At 64.6% G+C, this 19,745-nt stretch carries 16 protein-coding genes; 3 read left to right on the forward strand and 13 right to left on the reverse strand.

Going from position 1 to position 19,745, the window contains the following annotated elements:
* Positions 1–6: 6 nt before the first annotated feature.
* From P9255_RS11250 to P9255_RS11275, 6 genes are read right to left on the reverse strand one after another with little or no spacing between them, the layout of a single operon-like run.
* Positions 7–1,587, reverse strand: a complete 1,581-nt coding sequence (locus P9255_RS11250; protein WP_309789494.1) for an AMP-binding protein — start codon at positions 1,585–1,587, stop codon at positions 7–9.
* Complete coding sequence (locus P9255_RS11255; protein WP_404980312.1) at positions 1,580–2,137, reverse strand: (2Fe-2S)-binding protein; 558 nt, start codon at positions 2,135–2,137, stop codon at positions 1,580–1,582. The genes P9255_RS11250 and P9255_RS11255 overlap by 8 nt, the downstream gene beginning before the upstream one ends.
* On the reverse strand, positions 2,110–2,931 hold the full coding sequence (locus P9255_RS11260) for an FAD binding domain-containing protein (RefSeq protein ID WP_309789495.1): 822 nt from the start codon (positions 2,929–2,931) through the stop codon (positions 2,110–2,112). The genes P9255_RS11255 and P9255_RS11260 overlap by 28 nt, the downstream gene beginning before the upstream one ends.
* Positions 2,928–5,960 carry a molybdopterin cofactor-binding domain-containing protein gene (locus tag P9255_RS11265; RefSeq protein ID WP_309767687.1) on the reverse strand — a complete coding sequence of 1,011 codons (3,033 nt, stop codon included), beginning with the start codon at positions 5,958–5,960 and terminating at the stop codon, positions 2,928–2,930. The genes P9255_RS11260 and P9255_RS11265 overlap by 4 nt, the downstream gene beginning before the upstream one ends.
* Positions 5,961–5,964: 4 nt before the next feature.
* A complete protein-coding gene (locus P9255_RS11270) occupies positions 5,965–6,576 on the reverse strand; it encodes a UbiX family flavin prenyltransferase (RefSeq protein WP_309767684.1) in 612 nt (203 codons plus the stop codon).
* Positions 6,569–8,062: a UbiD family decarboxylase gene (locus P9255_RS11275; RefSeq protein ID WP_309789496.1), complete on the reverse strand. Its 1,494-nt coding sequence runs from the start codon at positions 8,060–8,062 to the stop codon at positions 6,569–6,571. Before P9255_RS11275 ends, P9255_RS11270 begins: the two co-directional genes overlap by 8 nt.
* A gap of 292 nt (positions 8,063–8,354) precedes the next feature.
* Here P9255_RS11275 and P9255_RS11280 point away from each other — a divergent pair, with 292 nt between their 5' ends.
* On the forward strand, positions 8,355–9,296 hold the full coding sequence (locus P9255_RS11280; RefSeq protein ID WP_309767681.1) for a LysR family transcriptional regulator: 942 nt from the start codon (positions 8,355–8,357) through the stop codon (positions 9,294–9,296).
* On the forward strand, positions 9,293–10,732 hold the full coding sequence (locus P9255_RS11285) for an aldehyde dehydrogenase family protein (protein ID WP_309767679.1): 1,440 nt from the start codon (positions 9,293–9,295) through the stop codon (positions 10,730–10,732). Before P9255_RS11280 ends, P9255_RS11285 begins: the two co-directional genes overlap by 4 nt.
* A gap of 135 nt (positions 10,733–10,867) precedes the next feature.
* On the opposite strand, the gene P9255_RS11290 is transcribed toward P9255_RS11285, so the two are convergent.
* The gene (locus P9255_RS11290) at positions 10,868–12,304 is read right to left on the reverse strand and encodes an MFS transporter (RefSeq protein WP_309767677.1); all 1,437 of its coding nucleotides are present in this window, start codon (positions 12,302–12,304) and stop codon (positions 10,868–10,870) included.
* Positions 12,305–12,327: 23 nt separating this feature from the next.
* On the reverse strand, positions 12,328–12,801 hold the full coding sequence (locus P9255_RS11295) for a nuclear transport factor 2 family protein (protein ID WP_309789497.1): 474 nt from the start codon (positions 12,799–12,801) through the stop codon (positions 12,328–12,330).
* 231 nt (positions 12,802–13,032) lie between these two features.
* On the opposite strand from P9255_RS11295, the gene P9255_RS11300 reads away from it, so the two are divergent.
* Positions 13,033–13,665, forward strand: coding sequence for a TetR/AcrR family transcriptional regulator (locus P9255_RS11300; protein ID WP_309767673.1), 633 nt, complete (start codon positions 13,033–13,035; stop codon positions 13,663–13,665).
* A 309-nt stretch (positions 13,666–13,974) separates the two neighbouring features.
* On the opposite strand, the gene P9255_RS11305 is transcribed toward P9255_RS11300, so the two are convergent.
* From P9255_RS11305 to P9255_RS11325, 5 genes are all read right to left on the reverse strand, one after another.
* Positions 13,975–15,360, reverse strand: a complete 1,386-nt coding sequence (locus P9255_RS11305; RefSeq protein ID WP_309767671.1) for a gluconate:H+ symporter — start codon at positions 15,358–15,360, stop codon at positions 13,975–13,977.
* A gap of 131 nt (positions 15,361–15,491) precedes the next feature.
* Positions 15,492–16,346: an amidohydrolase family protein gene (locus tag P9255_RS11310; protein ID WP_309768238.1), complete on the reverse strand. Its 855-nt coding sequence runs from the start codon at positions 16,344–16,346 to the stop codon at positions 15,492–15,494.
* Positions 16,347–16,398: 52 nt separating this feature from the next.
* Positions 16,399–17,694, reverse strand: coding sequence for an MFS transporter (locus tag P9255_RS11315; protein WP_309768237.1), 1,296 nt, complete (start codon positions 17,692–17,694; stop codon positions 16,399–16,401).
* 59 nt (positions 17,695–17,753) lie between these two features.
* A complete protein-coding gene (locus P9255_RS11320; protein ID WP_309768236.1) occupies positions 17,754–18,476 on the reverse strand; it encodes a GntR family transcriptional regulator in 723 nt (240 codons plus the stop codon).
* Between the two features lie 323 nt (positions 18,477–18,799).
* Complete coding sequence (locus P9255_RS11325) at positions 18,800–19,690, reverse strand: LysR family transcriptional regulator (RefSeq protein ID WP_309767669.1); 891 nt, start codon at positions 19,688–19,690, stop codon at positions 18,800–18,802.
* Positions 19,691–19,745 lie beyond the last annotated feature (55 nt).

A 19,745-nucleotide genomic window follows, 5' to 3' on the forward strand; every position in this document is an offset into this window, starting at 1 on the left:
GTGCGGTTACTCCTTCGTAGTCTGTATGGCCTTTGGAGCCTGTGTGGATCGAGCGTCGGCGTCGCTCGTGTATTCGCCCGCCTGCAGCTTGCGGCGCAGTATCTTGCCGACCGGCGACTTCGGAATGTCGTTGACGAACACGTAGTCGCGCGGCCGCTTGAAGTTGACGAGGTCGGACTTGCGGCACCAGCCGTCGAGGGCCTCGGCGTCCACGTACTCGCGGCGCTTGATGAAGGCGACCACGCGCTGGCCCCAGCGCTCGTCCTTCACGCCCGCAACCGCGACTTCATCGACGGCAGGATGCAGCGACAACACCGATTCGATGTCCACCGGCGAGATGTTCTCGCCGCCGCTGATGATCATGTCGTCCACGCGGCCGGTCACGTAGAGATCGCCGTCGGCATCGAAGTAGCCGGTGTCGCCGGTGAAGTACCAGCCGTCGCGCAGCGACTTCGCGTTCGCGTCCGGGCGATTCCAGTAGCCTTCGAACGCCTCATCGCCGAGCAGGTCCGCGACGATCTGGCCTTCCTCGCCGGCGGCGGCCGTCTGCTCGGGTGAGACGGCTTCGAGTTTCACGACACGCAGCCGCGTATTGATGCCGGCGCGCCCTGCGCTGCCCGGCTTCTTCGTCGCGTCCTGGTCGATGCTGAACGTGTAGACCTCCGACGAGCCGTAGTGATTGACGAAGAGGTCCGGCTCGAACGCGGCCGAGAGGCGCTTCAGCAAGCCGTCGTTCATCGGCGCGCCCGCGAAGCCGAGCTTTCCGACCGACGACGTATCCGTGCTTGCGAACGCGCTGTCGGCGAGCAGGTCGTGATAGAGCGTCGGCACGAGATAGAGGCACGTCAGCGCGTGATTCGCGATGGATTCGAGCGCGAGCTTCGCGTTCCAGCGTCGCACGCAGACGAAGACGCCATCGACGAGCGCCATCGCGAGCAGCGAGCGCACACCCATCGTGTGGTAGAGCGGCATCACGCCAAGCGTTCTTTCCCCGCGCCGGTAAAGGTTTTGCGCGACGTGGGCGAGCGCGCCCGCCCGTTCGTGCCGGTGACGGCGCGGCACGCCCTTCGCCTTGCCGGTCGTGCCGGACGTATAGAGGATGAGCGAGATGTCGTCGGCGGTGGCGTGCGCCGTCTCGCCCGCGTGCTCGCGCTCGGGTCGCGCCGTGAGGATGTCGAAGGTCGCTGTGCGGCCCGCGGCATCGTCGAGACCGATGCGCGGCACGTTTTGCGCCGATGCGCTTTGCGCCACGGCATCGGCGCAAACGGGTTCGTAGACGATTGCCTTCACGCCCGCGTCCGTCACGCAGTATTCGATTTCTTCGGGCTTCGCGCGCCAGTTGAGCGGCACGATCACGATGCCCGCGAACTGGCCGGCCCAGTGCAGCGTCGCCATCTCCCAGCGGTTCTGCAGCACGACGAGCAGCCGGTCGCCGCGTTGCAGGCCGAGTACGCGCAGGCCATCGGCGACATTCAGGATCACGCGATGCCACGCGGCATACGTCAGTTGCACCTCGCCATCGACGAGCGCGAGCGCGTCCGGGCTGCGCTCGACGCTTTGCAGGAAGGTGCGGCCGAGATCAAGCATGTTCGGCCTCCTTCGCGTCGTTCGCCTGACGGCGCGCAGCCACGTCCAGCACGGCCGCGACGATCGGCGTATAGCCCGTGCAGCGGCAGATATGGCCCGAGAGCATCTCGCGCACTTGTTCCTCGCTCGGCTCCGGCACGCGCTGCAGGTAATCCGCGCACGACATCAGGATGCCCGCCGTGCAGAAGCCGCACTGCAACGCGTGATGACGCTGAAACGCCTCTTGCAAGTCGCCGAGCGTCTGGTCCGGCGCGAGACCTTCGACGGTATCGATGCGCCGTCCGTCCGCCTGCACCGCGAGCATGAGGCACGAGCGTGCCGCGACGCCGTTGACGTGCACCGTGCATGCGCCGCACACGCCGTGCTCGCAGCCGACGTGCGTGCCCGTCGCGCCGAGTCCATGCCGGATGAAATCCGAAAGCAGTTCGCGCGGCTCGCAATGGCCGCTGCGTTCGCGGCCGTTGAGCGTCAGCGTGATGCGCTGCTGCTCGCCGTGCCGCATGATGTTGTCCGCCGTGCTGCTCACTTCGCCTCCTCGATTGCGCGCCATCCCAGTTGCCGGACCAGATTCCGGCGATACTTCGCGCTGATGTGCGCGTCGTCCTGTGCGTTCAGTTTCCAGCTCAAGTCGTTCAATGCGCCGCGCAAATCGTCGCCCGTCAAACGCGGCCATGTCTCGGCAACCGGCCGGTCCGCGACGCCGCCCACTGCGATGCGGATCGCGTCGTCGGTCACGACCGCCGCGCACGCGACGACCGCAAAATCGCCGTGTCGCGCCGAGAACTCGGCGAACGCGTGACGCTCGTGCGGCTTCTTCAGTGGAAAGCGCACGGCTTCGACTATTTCGTCCGGCTCGCGCGCCGTCATCAACATTCCCTGAAAGAAGTCCTTCGCCGCGAGCGTGCGGCGTTTCTTCTTCGAGCGCAGCAGCACGTCGCCGCCGAGCGCGCTCAGCACGAGCGGCAACTCGGCGCTCGGATCGGCATGCGCGATCGAACCGCATACCGTCCCGCGATTGCGAATCTGAAAATGCGAAATGTTCGGGAACGCCATCGCGAGCAGGGGCACTTCGTCGCGCAACGAGCGGCGCCATTCGACGCTCCCCTGCGTCGCCGCCGCGCTCACGACGAGATGCTCCGCTCCGTCGTCCACGCGCACGGCGTCCAGTTCGGCGGTGCGCGAGATGTTGACCAGCACGCGCGGCTGGGCGAGGCGCATGTTGAGCACCGCCATCAGCGATTGCCCGCCCGCGAGAACGCGGGCGTCCTCGCCGTATTGCGCGAGCGCGTCGAGCGCATCCTGCGTCGTCATTGCGCGCAGGTAATCGAACGGTGCGGGCTTCATGCGTGCCTCCTGAAACGTGCGAAGAACCGCGCGAGCCATGATCCCTTCGCCTGCGCCGGCTTGCCCGCCGCCTGCCGGCCGAGCGATTCGAACAATTGCCTGAGCACCACCTTCGCGGCGCCCTCGAGCATGCGTCCGCCTACCGCCGCGACCTTGCCGGAGACCTGCGCTTCGTAGTCGTACGTGAGGCGCGTGCCGCTGCCGTGCGGCGTCAGTTCGACGAGACCGTTGCCCCGTGCGCTGCCGAGCGGCGAAATGCCGGCGCCCGCGAGACGCAGCCGGCGCGGCGCGTCGATCTCCGACAGGCCGATACGCGCCTCGAAACGCGCCTTGATCATGCCGACGCCCACCGTCACGTCCGCGCGATACTGGTTCGGCGCCGTCGCCTCCAGCGCGTGACAGCCGGGAATGACGCTGGCGAGCGCCTTCGGATCGAGCAGCACGGCGAACACGGCTTCGGGCGTCGCGGGCAGATCGACCGCGCCTTGCGCCGTCAACGCCTTGCCGCCGCCCGGCGTCGCGGGCTTCGTGGCGGCTGCTTCGCGGTATTCGGGGCGCGACGGTTCGGGATCGGCGATGCCGATCATCTCCATCACCTTCTGCGGCGTGAGTGGCAGGCGGATGTCTTCGACGCCGAGCGCATCCGCCACCGCATTCGCGATGCACGGCGGCGTGCTCATGTTGTTGCCTTCGCCAAGCCCTTTCGCGCCGAGCGGCGTGAAGGGCGACGGCGTTTCGAGATGCACGATCACGGGGTCGGGCACTTCGCAGGTCGTCGGCATCAGGTAGTCGGCGAGCGTGCCCGACTGGAAGCTGCCGTCTGCGCCATAGCGGAACTCTTCCATCAGCGCCGCCCCGAGTCCTTGCGCGAACGCGCCGCGGATCTGGCCGTCCGCCAGCGCGGGGTTCAGAAGCGTGCCGGCGTCGTGCGCGGTCACGTAACGGTCGATGCGCACGCGCCCCGTTGCACGGTCCACTTCGACGGCGCACATGTCGAACGCGAAGCCATAGGCCGCCGATGTGTTGATGCGGTCCTGCTCATCGGGCGCATCCATGTGCGGCGGCGACCAGAAGACGGTCTCGCGCAGGCCAGGCTCCTCGCCTTCGGGCAGCAGCGCGGGCGCCCAGTGCGGCGCGTTGCTCGCCGCGCGCGCGAACGGCAGCGCGCGGTCCTGCGCGTCCTTCGGATAGATGCGCGCGCCTTCGAAACGCACGTCACCCGGCGCGCAGCCGAACTGCTGCGCGAGAATGCGCGCGAGCTTGTCGCGCACGCGGGTGGCGGCGAGATGCACCGTGCCCGCCACCGCGCCTGCGAAGCGGCTCGAATAGTTGCCCGCCGCGACGGACCACGCGTCCTTGTGCGTGTCGAATTCGACATTCACGACGATGTCCTTCGGGTCGAGCCCGAGGACATCCGCGACGACTTGCGCGCACACCGTCATGTGGCCCTGGCCCGCGGGCGTGGATGCAATCGTGACGATCACCCCGCCCAGCAGGTCCACGCTCACGGTCGCGCTCGCTATCGCGCCGTTCTTGGGACCGGCCTTCCTGCGCGCGTCGGGCGGCATCACGGTCGTGATATAGCCCATGTTCGACACGGACGGCTCGACGATCGCCGCGAAGCCGATGCCATAAAGACGCCCTTCCTTGCGGGCGGCATCGCGCCGCGCGGCGAGTTCGCCATAGCCGCCTTCGGTTATCGAGCGGCGCAGCGCTTCCTGATAGTTGCCGGAGTCGAGCAGCGCGCCGGCGGCCGCGCGATACGGAAATGCGTCGGCGGGAACGAAGTTGCGGCGGTACACGTCGAGCACATCGAGCTTCAGTTCGACGGCGATGCGCTGAATCAGCCGCTCCAGCGCGAAATAGACTTGCGGTCCGCCGAAGCCGCGCACGAGGCCGCTCGGGGTCTTGTTGGTGAGCACCACGCGATTGCGCACGACGAGATTGTCGATCGCATACGCGCCCGTCAGACAGCCGTGCATCCGGTAGAACGTCGCCGGCTCGGGGGCGCGCACGTAACCGCCCACGTCTTCGAGCTGGTCATAGGACAGCGCGACGATGCGCCCATCGTCTTGCACCGCCGCCTCGATGGTCGAAAGGCGCGCGGTCGCGGAAGTCGCCGCGCTCAGGTGTTCGAGCCGGTCTTCGACCCACTTCACCGGCGCGCCCGCCTTGCGCGACGCAAGGCACATCAGCACGACATACGGAAACACGGCCTGCTTCACGCCGAAGCTGCCGCCGGAATCGCGTGGCGCCTTATGACGCAGACGGTTGGCGGAAACGTTGAGCGCCATCGCCATGACGGCGTGCAGTGAGAACGGCCCCATGAAATTGGAGGTGACGTCATAGCCTTCGTCGCCTGACAGATACTCCGCGATAACGACGCCGCATTCGATCGGCGCGCAGGTGTTGCGCGGATAGTGCGTGGTCAGCTTCACGCGATGCGGTGCGCTTGCGAACGCCGCTTCCGGATCGCCGTAGCGGAAATGCCGGTCGCTGATGACGTTGCTGCCCACGCGGTCGTGCAGAACGGACGCGTCGTCCTTCACGGACTGCTCGATCGACGTAACCGGATCGCGCAGCGCGTATTCGACGCGAATGAGGTCGAGCGCGTCTTCCGCGATGGCGCGCGATTCCGCCATCACCACGGCAACCGGCTCGCCGACGTAACGCACGCGATCCATCGCGAGCGCCCATTGCTCCATCGGCGACTTCACGCCGACGACGAAGGGCCGCGACCACGGCCGCAGATCGTCGCGCGTGAGAATCGCGCGCACGCCGTGCAGCTTCGATGCCGCTTGCGTATCGATGGAGACGAGGTCCGCGTGCGCGTGCGGCGAGCGCAGGATCGCCGCCTGCAGCGTGCCGGGCTTGACCGCGAGATCGTCGCCGTAGCGACCACGCCCCGTGAGAATCGCGGGGTCTTCGAGACGCTGCATCGGCCGGCCGACGTGACGCGCGGGCACGAGCGCATCGCTCTCGGCGACGCGCGCGTTGATGTCGGCGAATCCGGTATCGCGCTGATTCATGGCCTCACTCCTTGCCTTCGCGGCTCGCGAATTCGTCGGCGAGACCGCTCCAGCGCCGCGCGATCTCGCCGTGCTCGATACCGAACAGATCGAGAATGCGCCCGACCGTGTGATCGACGACATCGTCGATCGTCTTAGGATGCGCGTAGAAGGCCGGCACGGGCGGCATGACGATGGCGCCCATTTCGGTCGCGACCGTCATGTTGCGCAAGTGCGCAAGATTGAGCGGCGTTTCGCGCGCGACGAGCACGAGGCGGCGGCGCTCCTTGAGCATGACGTCCGCGGCGCGGGTCAGCAGGTTGTCCGCGAAGCCGTTGGCGACGCCCGCGAGCGTTTTCATGGAACACGGCGCAATGGCCATGCCGTCGCTCAGAAACGATCCGCTCGCCACGGCCGCGCCGATATCGCGCACGTTGTGCACGACGTCCGCGAGCGCGTCGATGTCGCCGCGCGCGAGGCCGAGTTCCTGCGCCGCCGTGACCGCGCCCGATGACGAAACGATCAGATGCGTCTCGTGCGTGCCGAGCCGGCGCAGCGCGGCGAGGAGCCGCACGCCGATGACCGCGCCGCTCGCACCCGAAATGCCGACGACGATGCGCTTCTTTCGTTCAGCCATGATCGCGTGTCAGATAGGCGTTCAGTGAGCCGTTGTCGCTGGCAACGAGCGCGTCGAGATCCACCGCGTCCTGTCCTGGTATGCGCACGCGCGTGAAAACATGCGCCGGATACACGACGGGCCGCGTAGCGTCCAGTCCCATCTTCGCGCTGACGCCTTGCAGATGCGCGGGCGCGTCGTCGGGAAGGCCGACGGTCGTCGAAGGGTCGAGCGGCGAGCCTTGCGCGCCCGCCACGACCACGAGATCGCGGTCGGCCTGAAAGCGCGTGGCGATCGCCCATTCGATCTCGGCGGGATCGTGCACGTCCACGTCGGTATCGACGACGACGACCTGCTTGATGTCGTAGTGCGCGCCGAACGCGCAAAGGATCACGTTCTTCGCCTCTCCTTCGCGCTTCTTGTCGAATTGCACCCAGAGGTGATAGCGGCAGACGCCGCCCACGGAGAGATGGACGTCCTTCACCGCCGGATGGCTGCGCTGCAAGTGCGCGAGCAGTGTCGCCTCCCGGGGAATCGCGCCGAGCAACAGATGCTCCATTTCGGCAGGCACGATGGTATGGAAGATCGGGCCGCGCCGATGCGTCACCGCCGTCACTTCGATCACTTCGCGCGCTTCCTTTGCGCTGTAGTACTTCGGAAACTCGCCGAACGGACCTTCAGGCTCCCGCACGTTGGGCAGAATGCGGCCTTCGATCACGATCTCCGCGAACGCCGGGACATGCACGCCGCTCGTTACGCATGGCGCCACCGGCAGCGGGGCGCCGTGCAGCGCGCCGGCAATTTCGAGTTCGTCGTGATCGATCGGCGTGATGGCCTGCGACGCAAGCATCGTCAGCGGATCGACGCCAATGGCGACGGCGACGTCGAGCGCATCGCCCGCTTCTTCGGCGGCGCGCTGGAAAGCGTACAGATGGCGAGGCAGCAGCAGAATGGCCATGCGGTCGCGGCCGTGCACCTGAATGCGGTTGATGGAGACGTTCTGCACGCCCGTGCGCGGATTGCGCGCGATCACGAGGCCTGCGGTGATGTATGGGCCGTTGTCGTGCTCGCTGTGCGTCGGAATGGGCAAGAGCGCGTGGAGATCGATGCCGTTCGTGTGCACGACTTGTTGACACGGCGCGTCTTCACGGGCGACGACCTTCGAGGCGAGCGGCGCGGCGGCCGCAGCGGAAAAGCGCGCGAGCAGGCCTGCTTCGTTGACGCCCATTGCTTCGGCGATCCACGCGCGATTCGACATGAAGCCGCTCACCACGGGCACCGCGTGTCCGCCTGGACGCGTGAAGAACGCCGCCTGCGTGCCGTCGAGCCGCTTGGCGATGGCCGCCAGTTCATGCTCGAGCGCGACGGGTTTCTCGATCGTGGCGACGCGTCCGGTTTTCGCGAGATGCGCGAGCCAGTCGCGCAACGAGAGCGAACCCGCGTCAGCGCCCTCGCGGGCCCACGTCAACGAGGGAATGCCGTGCGTTGCGGCATCGCGTGTGTTCATTCGTGTCTCCATCTATTGCTGCCTCGTCGGCGAGAGATGCCGTGGCAAGCAGATGGGTTGAAGCGTAGCGAGATCGCGCCATAAGTTCTAATACCGTTTTCTGATGCGCCGAATCAGTCGCCCTTATATCCGTGTTAGCCCCGATGACAGCGTTCCTTCAGTTACGTATCAATAGATGCGTCCTCGCGCCGCCCAGACAGCGGCTCGGCCCGAAACGACGCTTCGAGCGGAATCGGCGCCTAGTGATAACGAGCGGCTGTGCTATTAGCGTCGCTGATGCCGAAAGGAATGAATGGACCTCAAGCAAATCCAGTACTTCATCGCGCTTTTCGAAGACGGCTCGGTCACGCGTGCAGCCAAGCGCCTGAACATCGTGCAGCCGGCGTTGAGCATGCAGATCGCGAAGCTGGAGGACGAACTGCATCAGCAACTCTTCGAGCGCGAGGCGCACGGCATGGCGCCGACCGCGGCGGGGCGGCTCATGTATCGCCTCTTCCTGCCGATCATGCGTGACCTCGCGCACGCGCGGCAGCAGCTCGTGCAGCGCGACGAAGTCGTGACGGGGCATGTGGGCATCGGGCTGATCGCCTCCGTCACGGAAAGCGTGCTCGCCGATTCGCTCGCGCGCTTTCATGCGCGTTATCCGGATGTCGAAGTGACCGTCGCCGACGGCTACAGCGCGACGTTCATCGACTGGGTGGCGGGCGGCCAACTGGATGCAGCGATCATCAACAAGCCGCGCGCACGTCTTTCGCTCGATTCGCGCGCCCTGCTCGACGAAGAGATGATGCTTGCGACGAGCGCCGTGCACGGGCCCGACTTGCCGCACGCGATCGAACTGGCGCAGTTGCCCGAACTCGAACTGGTGTTGCCGACGAAGCGCCACGGCTTGCGCGGCGTGCTCGACAGCGCCGCACAGCATGAAGACGTGCTGCTCGCGCCGCGCTTCGAAATCGACGTGCTCTCCACCATTCTCAAACTCGTCGAGCACACCCGCTTTGCGACGATTCTTCCGCGCATCGTCGTCGAGCGTGCCGCGCGGCACGGCGCCTTGCGCGCGTGCCCGATTCTCGCGCCGCGCATCGTGCGTCATATCGTGTGCGTGAGTCATCCGCGCCGGCCGTTGAGCGCGGCGGCGGAGGCGCTCATCGCGATCATCGGGGATGAACTGCATCAGGCATCGAATAGTGCCGCTCCCGGAACACCACTCTCTTTGAAGGAAGGCTCAGGATGAACGCATTGCACTGGATCGGCGGCGAATGGACGGGCGCGCCTACGCTTTACAGCATCGATCCCGCGACGGGCGAGGCCATCGGCCGGTATGCCGACGGCGGCGCGCAGGAAGCGGACGCCGCCATCGCCGCTGCGCGCCATGTGTTCGACCGCACGACGTGGGCGCAGGACGCGCGTCTGCGTCAGGACGTGCTGCTTGCATGGGCCGCCGCGCTCGAACAGCAGCATCAATCGCTCGCGACGCTGCTCACGCGCGAAAACGGCAAGACGATTGCGCAGTCGCGCGGGGAGATCGCGGGCGCCATCTCCGAAGTGCGCTATTACGCGGGGCTCGCGCGGCATATCGCCGGGCACGTGCTGGAACCCGAGCCGGGCACCATTTCGACGATGCTGCGCGAAGCCGCTGGCGTCGCGGCGATCATCGTGCCGTGGAACGCGCCGGCCGTGCTGCTCGTGCGCTCGCTCGGACCTGCTCTCGCGGCGGGTTGCACGGCGGTCGTGAAGCCTGCCGCGCAAACGTCGCTGATCACTGCCGCGATGCTGCGCTGCCTCGAGCACACCGCGCTGCCCAGGGGGGCGGTGAACCTCGTCAACGAGCAAGGTCACGCCGCGAGTGAGCGGCTGGCGGACTCGCACGACGTGGACGTGGTGAGCTTTACCGGATCGACCGTGACCGGCAAGAAGATCATGGCCGCGGCGGCGGACAGCATGAAGAAACTTTCGCTGGAACTCGGCGGCAAGTCATGCTGCCTCGTTTTCGACGATGCCGATGTCGCCGCCATCGCGCCACGCCTTGCGCGCGCCGCGACGATCATCTCCGGCCAGCAATGCACGGCCGCGCGGCGCGTGCTGGTGCATGCATCGCGCGCGGCGCAAATGCGCGAACATCTCGTGGCCGCGCTTGCGGCGCTCGGGGTGGGACCAGGTATCGAGCCGACGACGGATATCGGCGCGCTCATCGATGCCCCTACGCGCGATGCGGTGGACCGCACCATCGAACGGGCATGCGATATGGCGGATCGAGTGTTGTTGCGCGGCGGCCGCTCGGGCCACGCGTTTCTTTCACCGACGCTCGTCGAGCACGGAGATCCAAAAGCGTTCTTCTGTCAGGACGAAATCTTCGGGCCCTTCGTCACGCTCGAAGTGTTCGAGAGCGAACAGGAAGCGCTTGCGAAAGCCAACGACAGCATGTTCGGCCTGTCAGCGAGCGTCTGGACTCACGACGGTCCGCGCGCCTTTCGCGTGGCGCGGGCGCTGCGTAATGGCACGGTCTGGATCAACGATCACAACAAGCTGTTCGCTGAAGCGGAAACCGGCGGTTACCGGCAAAGCGGGCTCGGGCGGCTGCATGGATACGATGCCCTCGCCGACTTCACGGAGATCAAGCACATCTGCATGCCAGCCGGCGTCGCCGAGGGCATCGCTCCGCTTCGCTGATGCATCACGGCTCGCCGGCGCTCGCGCATGAGGGCTCTGCCGAAGGAGTGAAGCAGGCTCGCAGTTGATCGCCGTGCATGCCGTGCAAAATCAGCATCGATGTGCTTTCTGCCGCGCGTGATGGGGGAGTCGGATTCAACGAGGCGCGGTCCTTGCAGCGGCTTGAATGCTCGATCTCGAAGCGACGATAGACAGGACGGCGGAAACGGTCAGACTGCCGCCGACGCACATCATTGCGACGACCAGTGCTCCGGCCAGCGTCACCGCGTCCGGTGAAGTCCCTGCGACGCCGAAGAAGACGCCGCCGATGACCGCGACACCCAGTGCTGCGCTGATTTGCAACGCCGAATTCGTGATGCCCGCGATCATCCCGGAACCGGTCGCCGGTGCGCGATTGATTACCGAGCGCACCAGCGTCGGCAGCGCCCAGCCCTGACCGAATCCCAGAAGTGCTACCGCCCCGATCAGCGGAAACGGAGCCGGCATCTGTCCGGGTGCGCTGGACACGAGGGCGGCGAGGAGCGCGCAGCCGGCGACCTCGAGCATCATGCCGATGGCGGGAACGCGGTCGCCGAAGAGGCGGATGGCAAGCGGAGTCGTCAGCGGCCCGACGAAGGCGCCAACCCCGAACGGCAGGAAAACCAGCCCTGTCTCGAATGGACTCATGCCAAGGCCCGCCTGGAGATAGACGGAGAACGTCAGGAAGAAGGCGGAGACGACGTAGAAAAAGAGGACGCCTGTGAGCCCGCTCATCAGGCCAGGCCTCCGGATCAACTCGACGCTGATCAGCGGCACGCCGCCTCGGCGGGCGTAGGCCACCTCATATCGGCAGAAGCCTGCCCCCGCGACGGGACACGCGATCAGCATTGCGCAGGCCCACCACGGCCAATCCAGTTCCCGCCCTTCGACCAGGGGCACGATGAGCAAGCCTAGCGTGAGCGCGCAGAGCAGCACCCCGATCCGGTCTACAGGCGCCGGGCTGTCACCGCGGACGTCGGGCAGCAACGGCAGCCCGAAGATCAGGACGGCGACGACGACGGGCAAGTTGATGAGAAAGACGACGCGCCACTCCAAGTGCAAGATGTCCGCAGAGATCAACGCACCCCCGAGCGCCTGCGCGGCAACGGCGGCCAGTCCCACCGCGGCGCCGTAGAGGCCCAAAGCGCGCGCGCGCTCCTTCTCTGGAAACAGGGCGTGGATGGAGGCCAGTCCTTGCGGCGCCATCGCGGCGGCGCTCAGGCCCTGCGCCACACGCCCGAGGATCAATATGGCGGCTGACGATGCGAGGCCGCAGATCACCGATGTCATTCCGAAGCCCGTGACGCCGATCAGGAAGATCCTCCGCCGGCCGAAGAGATCGCCAAGCCGTCCCCCTGTGATAAGGAAGACCGCATACGCCGCGGCGTATCCAGAAATGACGAGTTGCAGTTCTGCAGCGCTCGTGTGGAGCGTGCTTTGGATGGACGGCAGGGCGACGTTCACGATGAAGAAGTCGAGCGGAGGCAGAAATGCGCCCACCAGCAACACCGCGAACGCTGACCATCGACGCGTGGAGGAGTTTGTCGTATGCATGAATGTGGGCTCCGAAGACCGCATCACGCCGGACGGCCGAAGCGTTCCGTTCCCATGAGGGGGCGCCAGTTCTGAAGAGGCGTGGCGTAGTGCATGGTGAAGGTGCGCTCCAGGAACGCCCAGCGGCCTTCGCGTCGCTGATAGACGTCGCGGTATTGGCCGCTCACCTGGAGCGTGCCCTGGTTGACGTCGTAAAAAAGACAGTCCGCCGCCACCAGGCCGTGGCCGTTGTCACCGTCCACCGTGATCAGGGCATTCGCCATCCAGTGATGCATGTGGGGCATGCGCTTCATGTTGATGCGTGCTTGCGCCAGAATGGCCTCCAGACCGTCGGAGTTACCGTTCGCGCCCAGCAGCAGTCGCGAGTCCGGATGCCACAGCGTAGCCAGCAGCTCGATGTTCATGGTGTCGAACGCCTCGGCGTAGTTGGCGATCAGCGCATCGATGGCGAAGCGGCTTTCGATAGCGTCAAGGCGTAATTCGAGTTCTTTGGACATGGGTTATTTTCGTACCACGTGGTATATAAATAGCGAAAAAAATGCGGGGCTCGTGGTGGCCCCGCGCTGCTCTGTCTTTAAGTACCGAGTGGTACAAATATAAGGGGACGTGGAAGGCCGTGTCAACCGCCCTTTTTGACGAGTCCTGCGACGTGCGCAATGCTGCAAGTCGTGACTTGCCGGAAAATTGTGTATCGACTAGTATGTATATTTCGACTGAGGGAGATGTTCATGGTTCAGCGGGGTCGGCCGCGCACGTTCGACCGCGATGCGGCGATCATTTCGGCGATGCACCTGTTCTGGGAACATGGCTATGAATCGACGTCTTTGTCGCAGCTAAAGGCGGCAATTGGCGGAGGCATCTCCGCGCCCAGCTTCTATGCGGCCTTCGAGTCCAAGGAGGCCCTTTATAAGGAGGCGCTGGAGCGATATATGGAGATCTATGGCAAGGTGACCCGTAGTCTTCATGACACATCGCTTCCGCCACGGGAGGGCGTGTTTCTGGCGCTGCTCCGGTCGGCGAAGATGCAGACCGAGAGCGGCCACCCGAAAGGCTGTATGGTCGCGCTCGGCGTTGTCGGGGCCAGTTCCACCGGCAGCGAAGCCGTCACCCAGTTGCTTCGTGAAGTGCGCAGTCGAACGCGCGCCGGCTTTCGCGCCTGCGTGGCACGGGGCATCAAAAGTGGCGAACTGCGCAGCGACACGGATGCGGCATCGCTGTCCATCGCGCTCGACTGCTTTTTTCAGGGACTGTCTGTGCTCGCCCGCGATCGTGTCCGTCATGCCGTCATCGAGAAGGCCGTGACCGACGCAATGGGGATCTGGGATGCCGCAGTGGACCAGCCGATGCCTAAAGAGGCCTGAAGACATCTCTATCGGATTTTGCGTTGGACAAGCCCGAGGTGGCCCGTCGACATGCTGCGTGGTTCAAGACATCGTGCAGGCAAAGGGCCTCTGACGAGTACCGGCACGGCCACCTGTGGGTTCGGGCAGAAATCGTCTCGAGGACGAAGACGGCACACCGAATGTCTCTTAGCTGAGCGTCACTGACATTTGAATGTCCGCGTCAGTCGCCGGTCGGAGGATCGTTCGGGGCCGGCTGCGGAATTCAGCCGGCCAGGCGTGCGTCCGGAAATAGCTTGCTAGGCTAAGCGCCGCTGCCCCGGAGACAGATCAATGGACATGGATGACTGCGTTGAACGCGAGCGCCATGACCAGGCCGACCGCCGCCACGATGGACTGGACCACTGAAATTGTTTTGGTGGCTTCGCTCATGGTCATGCCGAATGATTCCTTGACCATCCAGAAGCCGGCGTGGTTCGCATAGTTGAAGAACAAGGAACCGCAGCCGATGGACAAGGCCAGCAAGGGCAAGTTGAGGCTCGGATCAGCGCCCGCGAGCGGAGCAAGCAAGCCAGCCGCGCCCACGATACCCACGGTGGCAGACCCTGTGGAGACTGACAGCAACATGGCAATCAGCCAGCCGAGAATGAGCGGAGGAAAAGCGAAGTGCTGCGTCAAATGCACGATGGCGTCGCCCACCTTCGCGCTCGTCAGCATTTCCTGAAATGCGCCGCCCCCAGCGATGATCATGACGATCGAAGCGATGGGCTTGAGACTGTCGCCGAGCGAGTAGCGGAGTTTTTCCGTATCGCCACCCCTGGCAAGTACCAACGCCGCAATGGCGAATAGCACACCGAGCAGCATGGCTATAAGCGGGCTGCCTATGAAGGCGGCCACATGAAGCAGCGGCGCGCTCTTCGGCAACATCATTTCTGCGACGGCGTGGACCAGCATCAGGATGGCGGGTAGCAATGCCGCCAGTACTCCGAGCGCGACTCCAGGCCGTTGTCCGCTGCGAGACGGGTCCCCGGCGGTAAATTGGTCGAGCAAGCTCTGGTCGGGCTTCGTGCTCATGCGTGGCGAAATGAACGCGCCATAGAGTGGACCGCCCAGAATCATGGCCGGGATGGCTGCCAGGAAGCCATACAGCATCGTCGGGCCGACTGATGTCTTAAGCGTGGCGATCGCTGTCAAAGGGCCAGGATGGGGCGGTACCATGCCGTGCATCGCGGCAAGCGCGGCAATCACGGGCACCCCGACGTACACGTATGCCGAGCCCTTGAAGCGAGCGTGGCTCTCGAGCTTGCGCGCTACGCTGAAGACGAGGGGTAGCATGACCACCAGCCCGACTTCGAAGAACATCGGAATGCCCACCACGAAGGCCACCAGGGTCATGGCCCAAGGGATCATCCGATCGGAGGCGCGGCTCAGAATGGCCTCGGCGATTTGCTCGGTGATGCCCGCATCCGCAAGGATCTTGCCGAGCATCGCCCCTAGCGCGATGACCACCCCTACGGCGCCCAGCGTCTTGCCTGCGCCGTTGGTCAGGTGCTTGACGATACCAGCCGGCTCCATGCCAGTGCTGATGCCTACCCCGACGGAAACGACAAGCAATGCAAGCAGCGGATGCATCCTGATGCGCGAGACGATAAGCGCGACGAGCACGAGCACGCTGATCAGCGCAGTCAGCAACAAGTCGATATCTAAATTGGTCATGGAATAGTTCTTTCGTTTGAAATAGTCAGCCGCGCGCGATGGTCATTCGAGCCTCGATACACGAACGATGGCTATTGCAGCGAGCGCGGCTTTCGTCGGGAACAGGTGGACGGGGATCGACCAGTCATCGCCTAAGCATCGAACCTGTAGAGATTCGCTGGCGTGTCCGTGAGGACTACGTTGCGCTCTTGCGGGTCGGGAATAAGAGCGTCCAACAGGTCGAGCGACTTCGAGAGTGCGGCGGATGTCTCGAACTGCGTATGAGGCCAGTCGCTGCCCCACATCAGGCGCCGCACGCCAAACGCTTCTTTCAGAAGACGGAACGCTTCTCGCATGTCCGCATCACCCTCGCGGCTGTCCGGCCAAATCCGATATGCGCCCGAGACTTTCACCCACAGTCGCCCTGTCGGCGCCCAGTCGAGAAGACGGCGGAAGCCGGGATCGCTTGCACCGAGAGCAGGCTCTGGCCTGCCGAAATGATCGATGACGACATCGAGTCCCGCGTTGAGGAGCGGCGCGACGATACCTTCCAGCCTTGCTGCTTCCGCGTGTACTTCCACATGCCATCCAAGTCGCCGCAATTGAGCCAGCGTGGATTCGCTGATCCAGTGGTCAAGCGGCTTATCGGCATGACCGATCAGATTGAGTCGTATCCCGACCACGCCCGCTTCGCACATGGTACTCAGCAGATCGGGGCCACAGTCCCGCGCGATCACGGCGACGCCTCGTAACCTGGGGCGCGCGCATTGCAGCGCTGCAAGCAGATAAGCGCAATCGGTGCCGAGAAAGCTGGGCTGGACGAGCACACCGCGCGCAATCCGGCGGGCGTCCAGTTGCGCAAGGTATGCGACGAGCGGCGCGTCGTAGTCTGGCGCATAGCGGCGATGCCGCGCAAGCGGAAGGCCGCGCGTGAACACATGGGCATGTGTATCGACCGATGCAACGTCGGGCCAACGGCTTTCCGGTGTCCCCGATTCAAAAAGCATGGATATTTTCCGATCGTTAGTTCTACGCGACTTCGGGCGGGTGACCGGCGCGTCAATGCTCTTGGGCGTGGGCGAGCGGGCGCGCGTCGTCGGTATCGGCAGCAGCATCGCCAAGCCCGCGGCCCCGCGTCTCCGGCAGCATCAGCACCGACCCTACGACGATCGCATATGCCAGGCCAGCATCGATGCCGATTGCTGTTCCAAGCGACATGTTCGCGGACATATGGCCGACGAGCACTGGAAATCCCGCGGATACGACGCGGCCGAAGTTATAGCAAAAGCCGACTCCCGTACCGCGCATCCCGCGAGGATAGAGCTCATTGAACAGCGCGCCCATGCTTGCCGGAATGCCTGCTGCAAAAAAGCCGAGCGGAAAGCCGAGGAACAACATCGCCGTGTTACCGAGTGGGAGAAACAGATAAGCGATCACGGTAACAACGCAGCAGATCGCGAATGTAAGGATAGTTTTACGACGCCCGATGCGATCGAGTAACTGCGCACTCGCCAGGCATCCGCAAAAGAACGCGACGATGACCACTGCCAGATAGCCGCCCGTCGTGAGCACCGACAGATGGCGCTCGCTCTTTAGAAACGTCGGCAGCCAGGTCATCAGCGCGTAGTAACCACCGTGCGCGCCGACGCCCAGGAGCGCCCCGATAAGCGTCATGCGCAGCATCCGGGGCGAGAAGATGCCGACGATGACATCACGTGCCCGGTCGTCGCGATGCACGCTCGCCGCGCGCGTTGAATGCGCCGAAAGGGTCGGCTCCTGCACGCCTCGTCGAACATACAAGATCAAGAGCGCCGGAGCGATGCCGATTCCGAACATCACCCGCCATGCCGTTGGGGCGGGCAGCAGAGAGAACATCAACGCGTACAGCAGCACCGCTGCACCCCAACCGACTGCCCAGGCGCTTTGCACACTGCCCATTGCCTTGCCGCGATGCTCGTTGCGGATGGTCTCGGCCATCAACACCGCGCCTGCCGCCCATTCGCCGCCGAAGCCGAAACCCTGCAACGTCTTTAGCACTAGAAATTGCGGGTAGTTCTGCGCGAACGCGCACAAGAACGTGAACACGGAGAAAAACGCGACGGTCCATTGCAACGTCTTCACGCGTCCGAGCCGGTCCGAAAGCATGCCGGCGAGCCATCCGCCGAGCGCCGATGCGACCAGCGTGACGCCGCTCACCAGCCCCGCCTGCGTGCGGCTGATCGACCACTCGGCGATGATCGCCGGAATCACGAGGCTGAACATCTGCACGTCGAGCGAATCCAGCGCCCACCCGCCGAAGCACGCCCAGAACGTCCGGCGTTCATTCGCTGAAATTTCCCTGAACCAGTTGAACATGCCGCGTTTCCTCGTCTCTGCATTGATGCAAGTTCTGCGCTTCCGCCAGCGTGTCTGTGCTAGCGGATCTCCGCTTGATAGATGAACTCGCTGGCAGGACCGCGCGAGCGGCGCCATTCCAGGGGCTGCCGGTCGTAGCCGTATGCAAGACGCTCGATAACGACGGCCGGCGTACCTGGTTCGATATTCAGAAGCCGGGCGTGCGGTAAGCCGATAGCTTCCACGGTGAGGGTCTCGGTTGCCGATGCCACGATCTGATTGCACTGCGACTCGTACACGGGATATAGAAGATCGCCGACGTCGCTCAGGTCCATCCGTGCGAATGCCGCAAAGCGCTTGTAGGGCAACCAGATCTCTTCCGCAAGCATCGGCACGCCGTCGATCAGGCGCACGCGTGACATCTGAATCACGCGTGCGGTGCGTGATATCTGTAACGTTGCGGCGACCGCGGATGGTGCATCGACTACCTCGCGGCGAAGAATGCGACTCTCAGGGATGCGCCGTTCGCCTTCGCGCGTCTGGAAGCGGAAGAAGCGAAACAGGGACCCGTCGAAATTGGCGCGACGTACGAACGTTCCCCTTCCCTGGAATCGCTCGAGCAGTCCGTCCGCGACGAGCAAATCAACGGCCTTTCGGACCGTTCCGACGGCAAGGCCGTAGCTTTGCGCAAGCGCCTGCTCGGTCGGGATCGCTTCGCCCGGACGCCAGTGACGGGCCGCGATCAAAGCAACCATTTCGTCGCGCAGCCGCAGATAGCGAGGTAGGCGTTCATCCGCATGCATCATCGTGCTCGTATTATGAATTCATATATATGATTACATGTATTCGCCAAAAAGGGATTCGGGGATACCCTGCTAGCGGTTGGCCGCGTGGCTGACGAAGTGGAGCCGGCAAAGCCGGCCGAAGATGTGACGATCGAAGTCGTGCCGCCTTTGCAGCCGCAAGCGCTGATGGTCTCGGTTATCAGTCTTGCAATGCGGCGCGTGGACGCGTTCTCTAACCGCTGTGCGAGCTTCCGCGGCGGCCAGCGTTGTTGCTGAATATGGCGTTTGGCGGGACATGGACGATGAGGCACTGGGCGACGACCCCGCACCGGCCCGTTGCGTTATCGCTCGACAGCCGCACGCATCTTGAACACGAAATTCGCGGTGATCGAAGGCAATGTCCTGCCTTTTTTCTTCACGATGGCAATCGACCTGACGAACGCGGGATGATCGATCGCCTTCACCACGAGTCCCGGTTCTGCGCGCACCTCGCGCGCGGTCTCGGGCAGAATCGTCACGCCGAGGCCGGCGCGCACCATTGCCACCGCGGTCATCATGTAGGTCGGTTCACACGCAACATCGAGCGGCCCGCGCGATTCGCTGAGCGCGGCATCGACGACGGCTCGCACGCTGGTTCCCGGCGCGGTGAGCACGAGCGGGCCCTGTGTCAGGTCTTCCAGGCCGATTCGCCGCTTCCGCGCAAGAGGGTGCTCGCGCGGACACACGGCGACGAGCCGGTCCACCGCCGAGCACAGCACTTCGAGCATCGGGTCGAGCACGCCGCCGCCCGTGACGCCGATATCCGCTTCCTCGTTGCGCACGAGCGCATTGACGGTGCTGGCCACGGCATCCCGGATCTGAAACGACACGCGCGGCACCTCGCGCTTCATGTCGATGATGAGTTCGGGCAACACGCTGGCCGCAAACGTCGGCAGACACGCAATGCGAATCGTGCCGCTCTGCCCTTCGCCCAGCGCACGCGCATCGCGCAGCACGTTCTCCATGTCATGCATGGACTTGCGCAACAGCGGCAGCAGCTCTCGTCCGGTCGGCGTCAGCGCGACGTTACGGCTGTTGCGGTCGAACAGGCGCGCGCCGACCGCTTCCCCCAGCCGCCGTATCTGCACGGTCAGCGCCGGCTGCGACAGATGCAGCCGTTCCGCCGCCCGCGTGAAGCTGCCCGCCTCGGCGACGGCAACGAATGCGCGGATATCGCGAAGATTCAAATCCATTATGGTTCGTAATAGCTGCGATCAAATCATTTCAATTGCGTGATCGCCGTACCGA

The organism is Caballeronia sp. LZ019 (genome assembly GCF_031450825.1).
Lineage (GTDB): Bacteria > Pseudomonadota > Gammaproteobacteria > Burkholderiales > Burkholderiaceae > Caballeronia.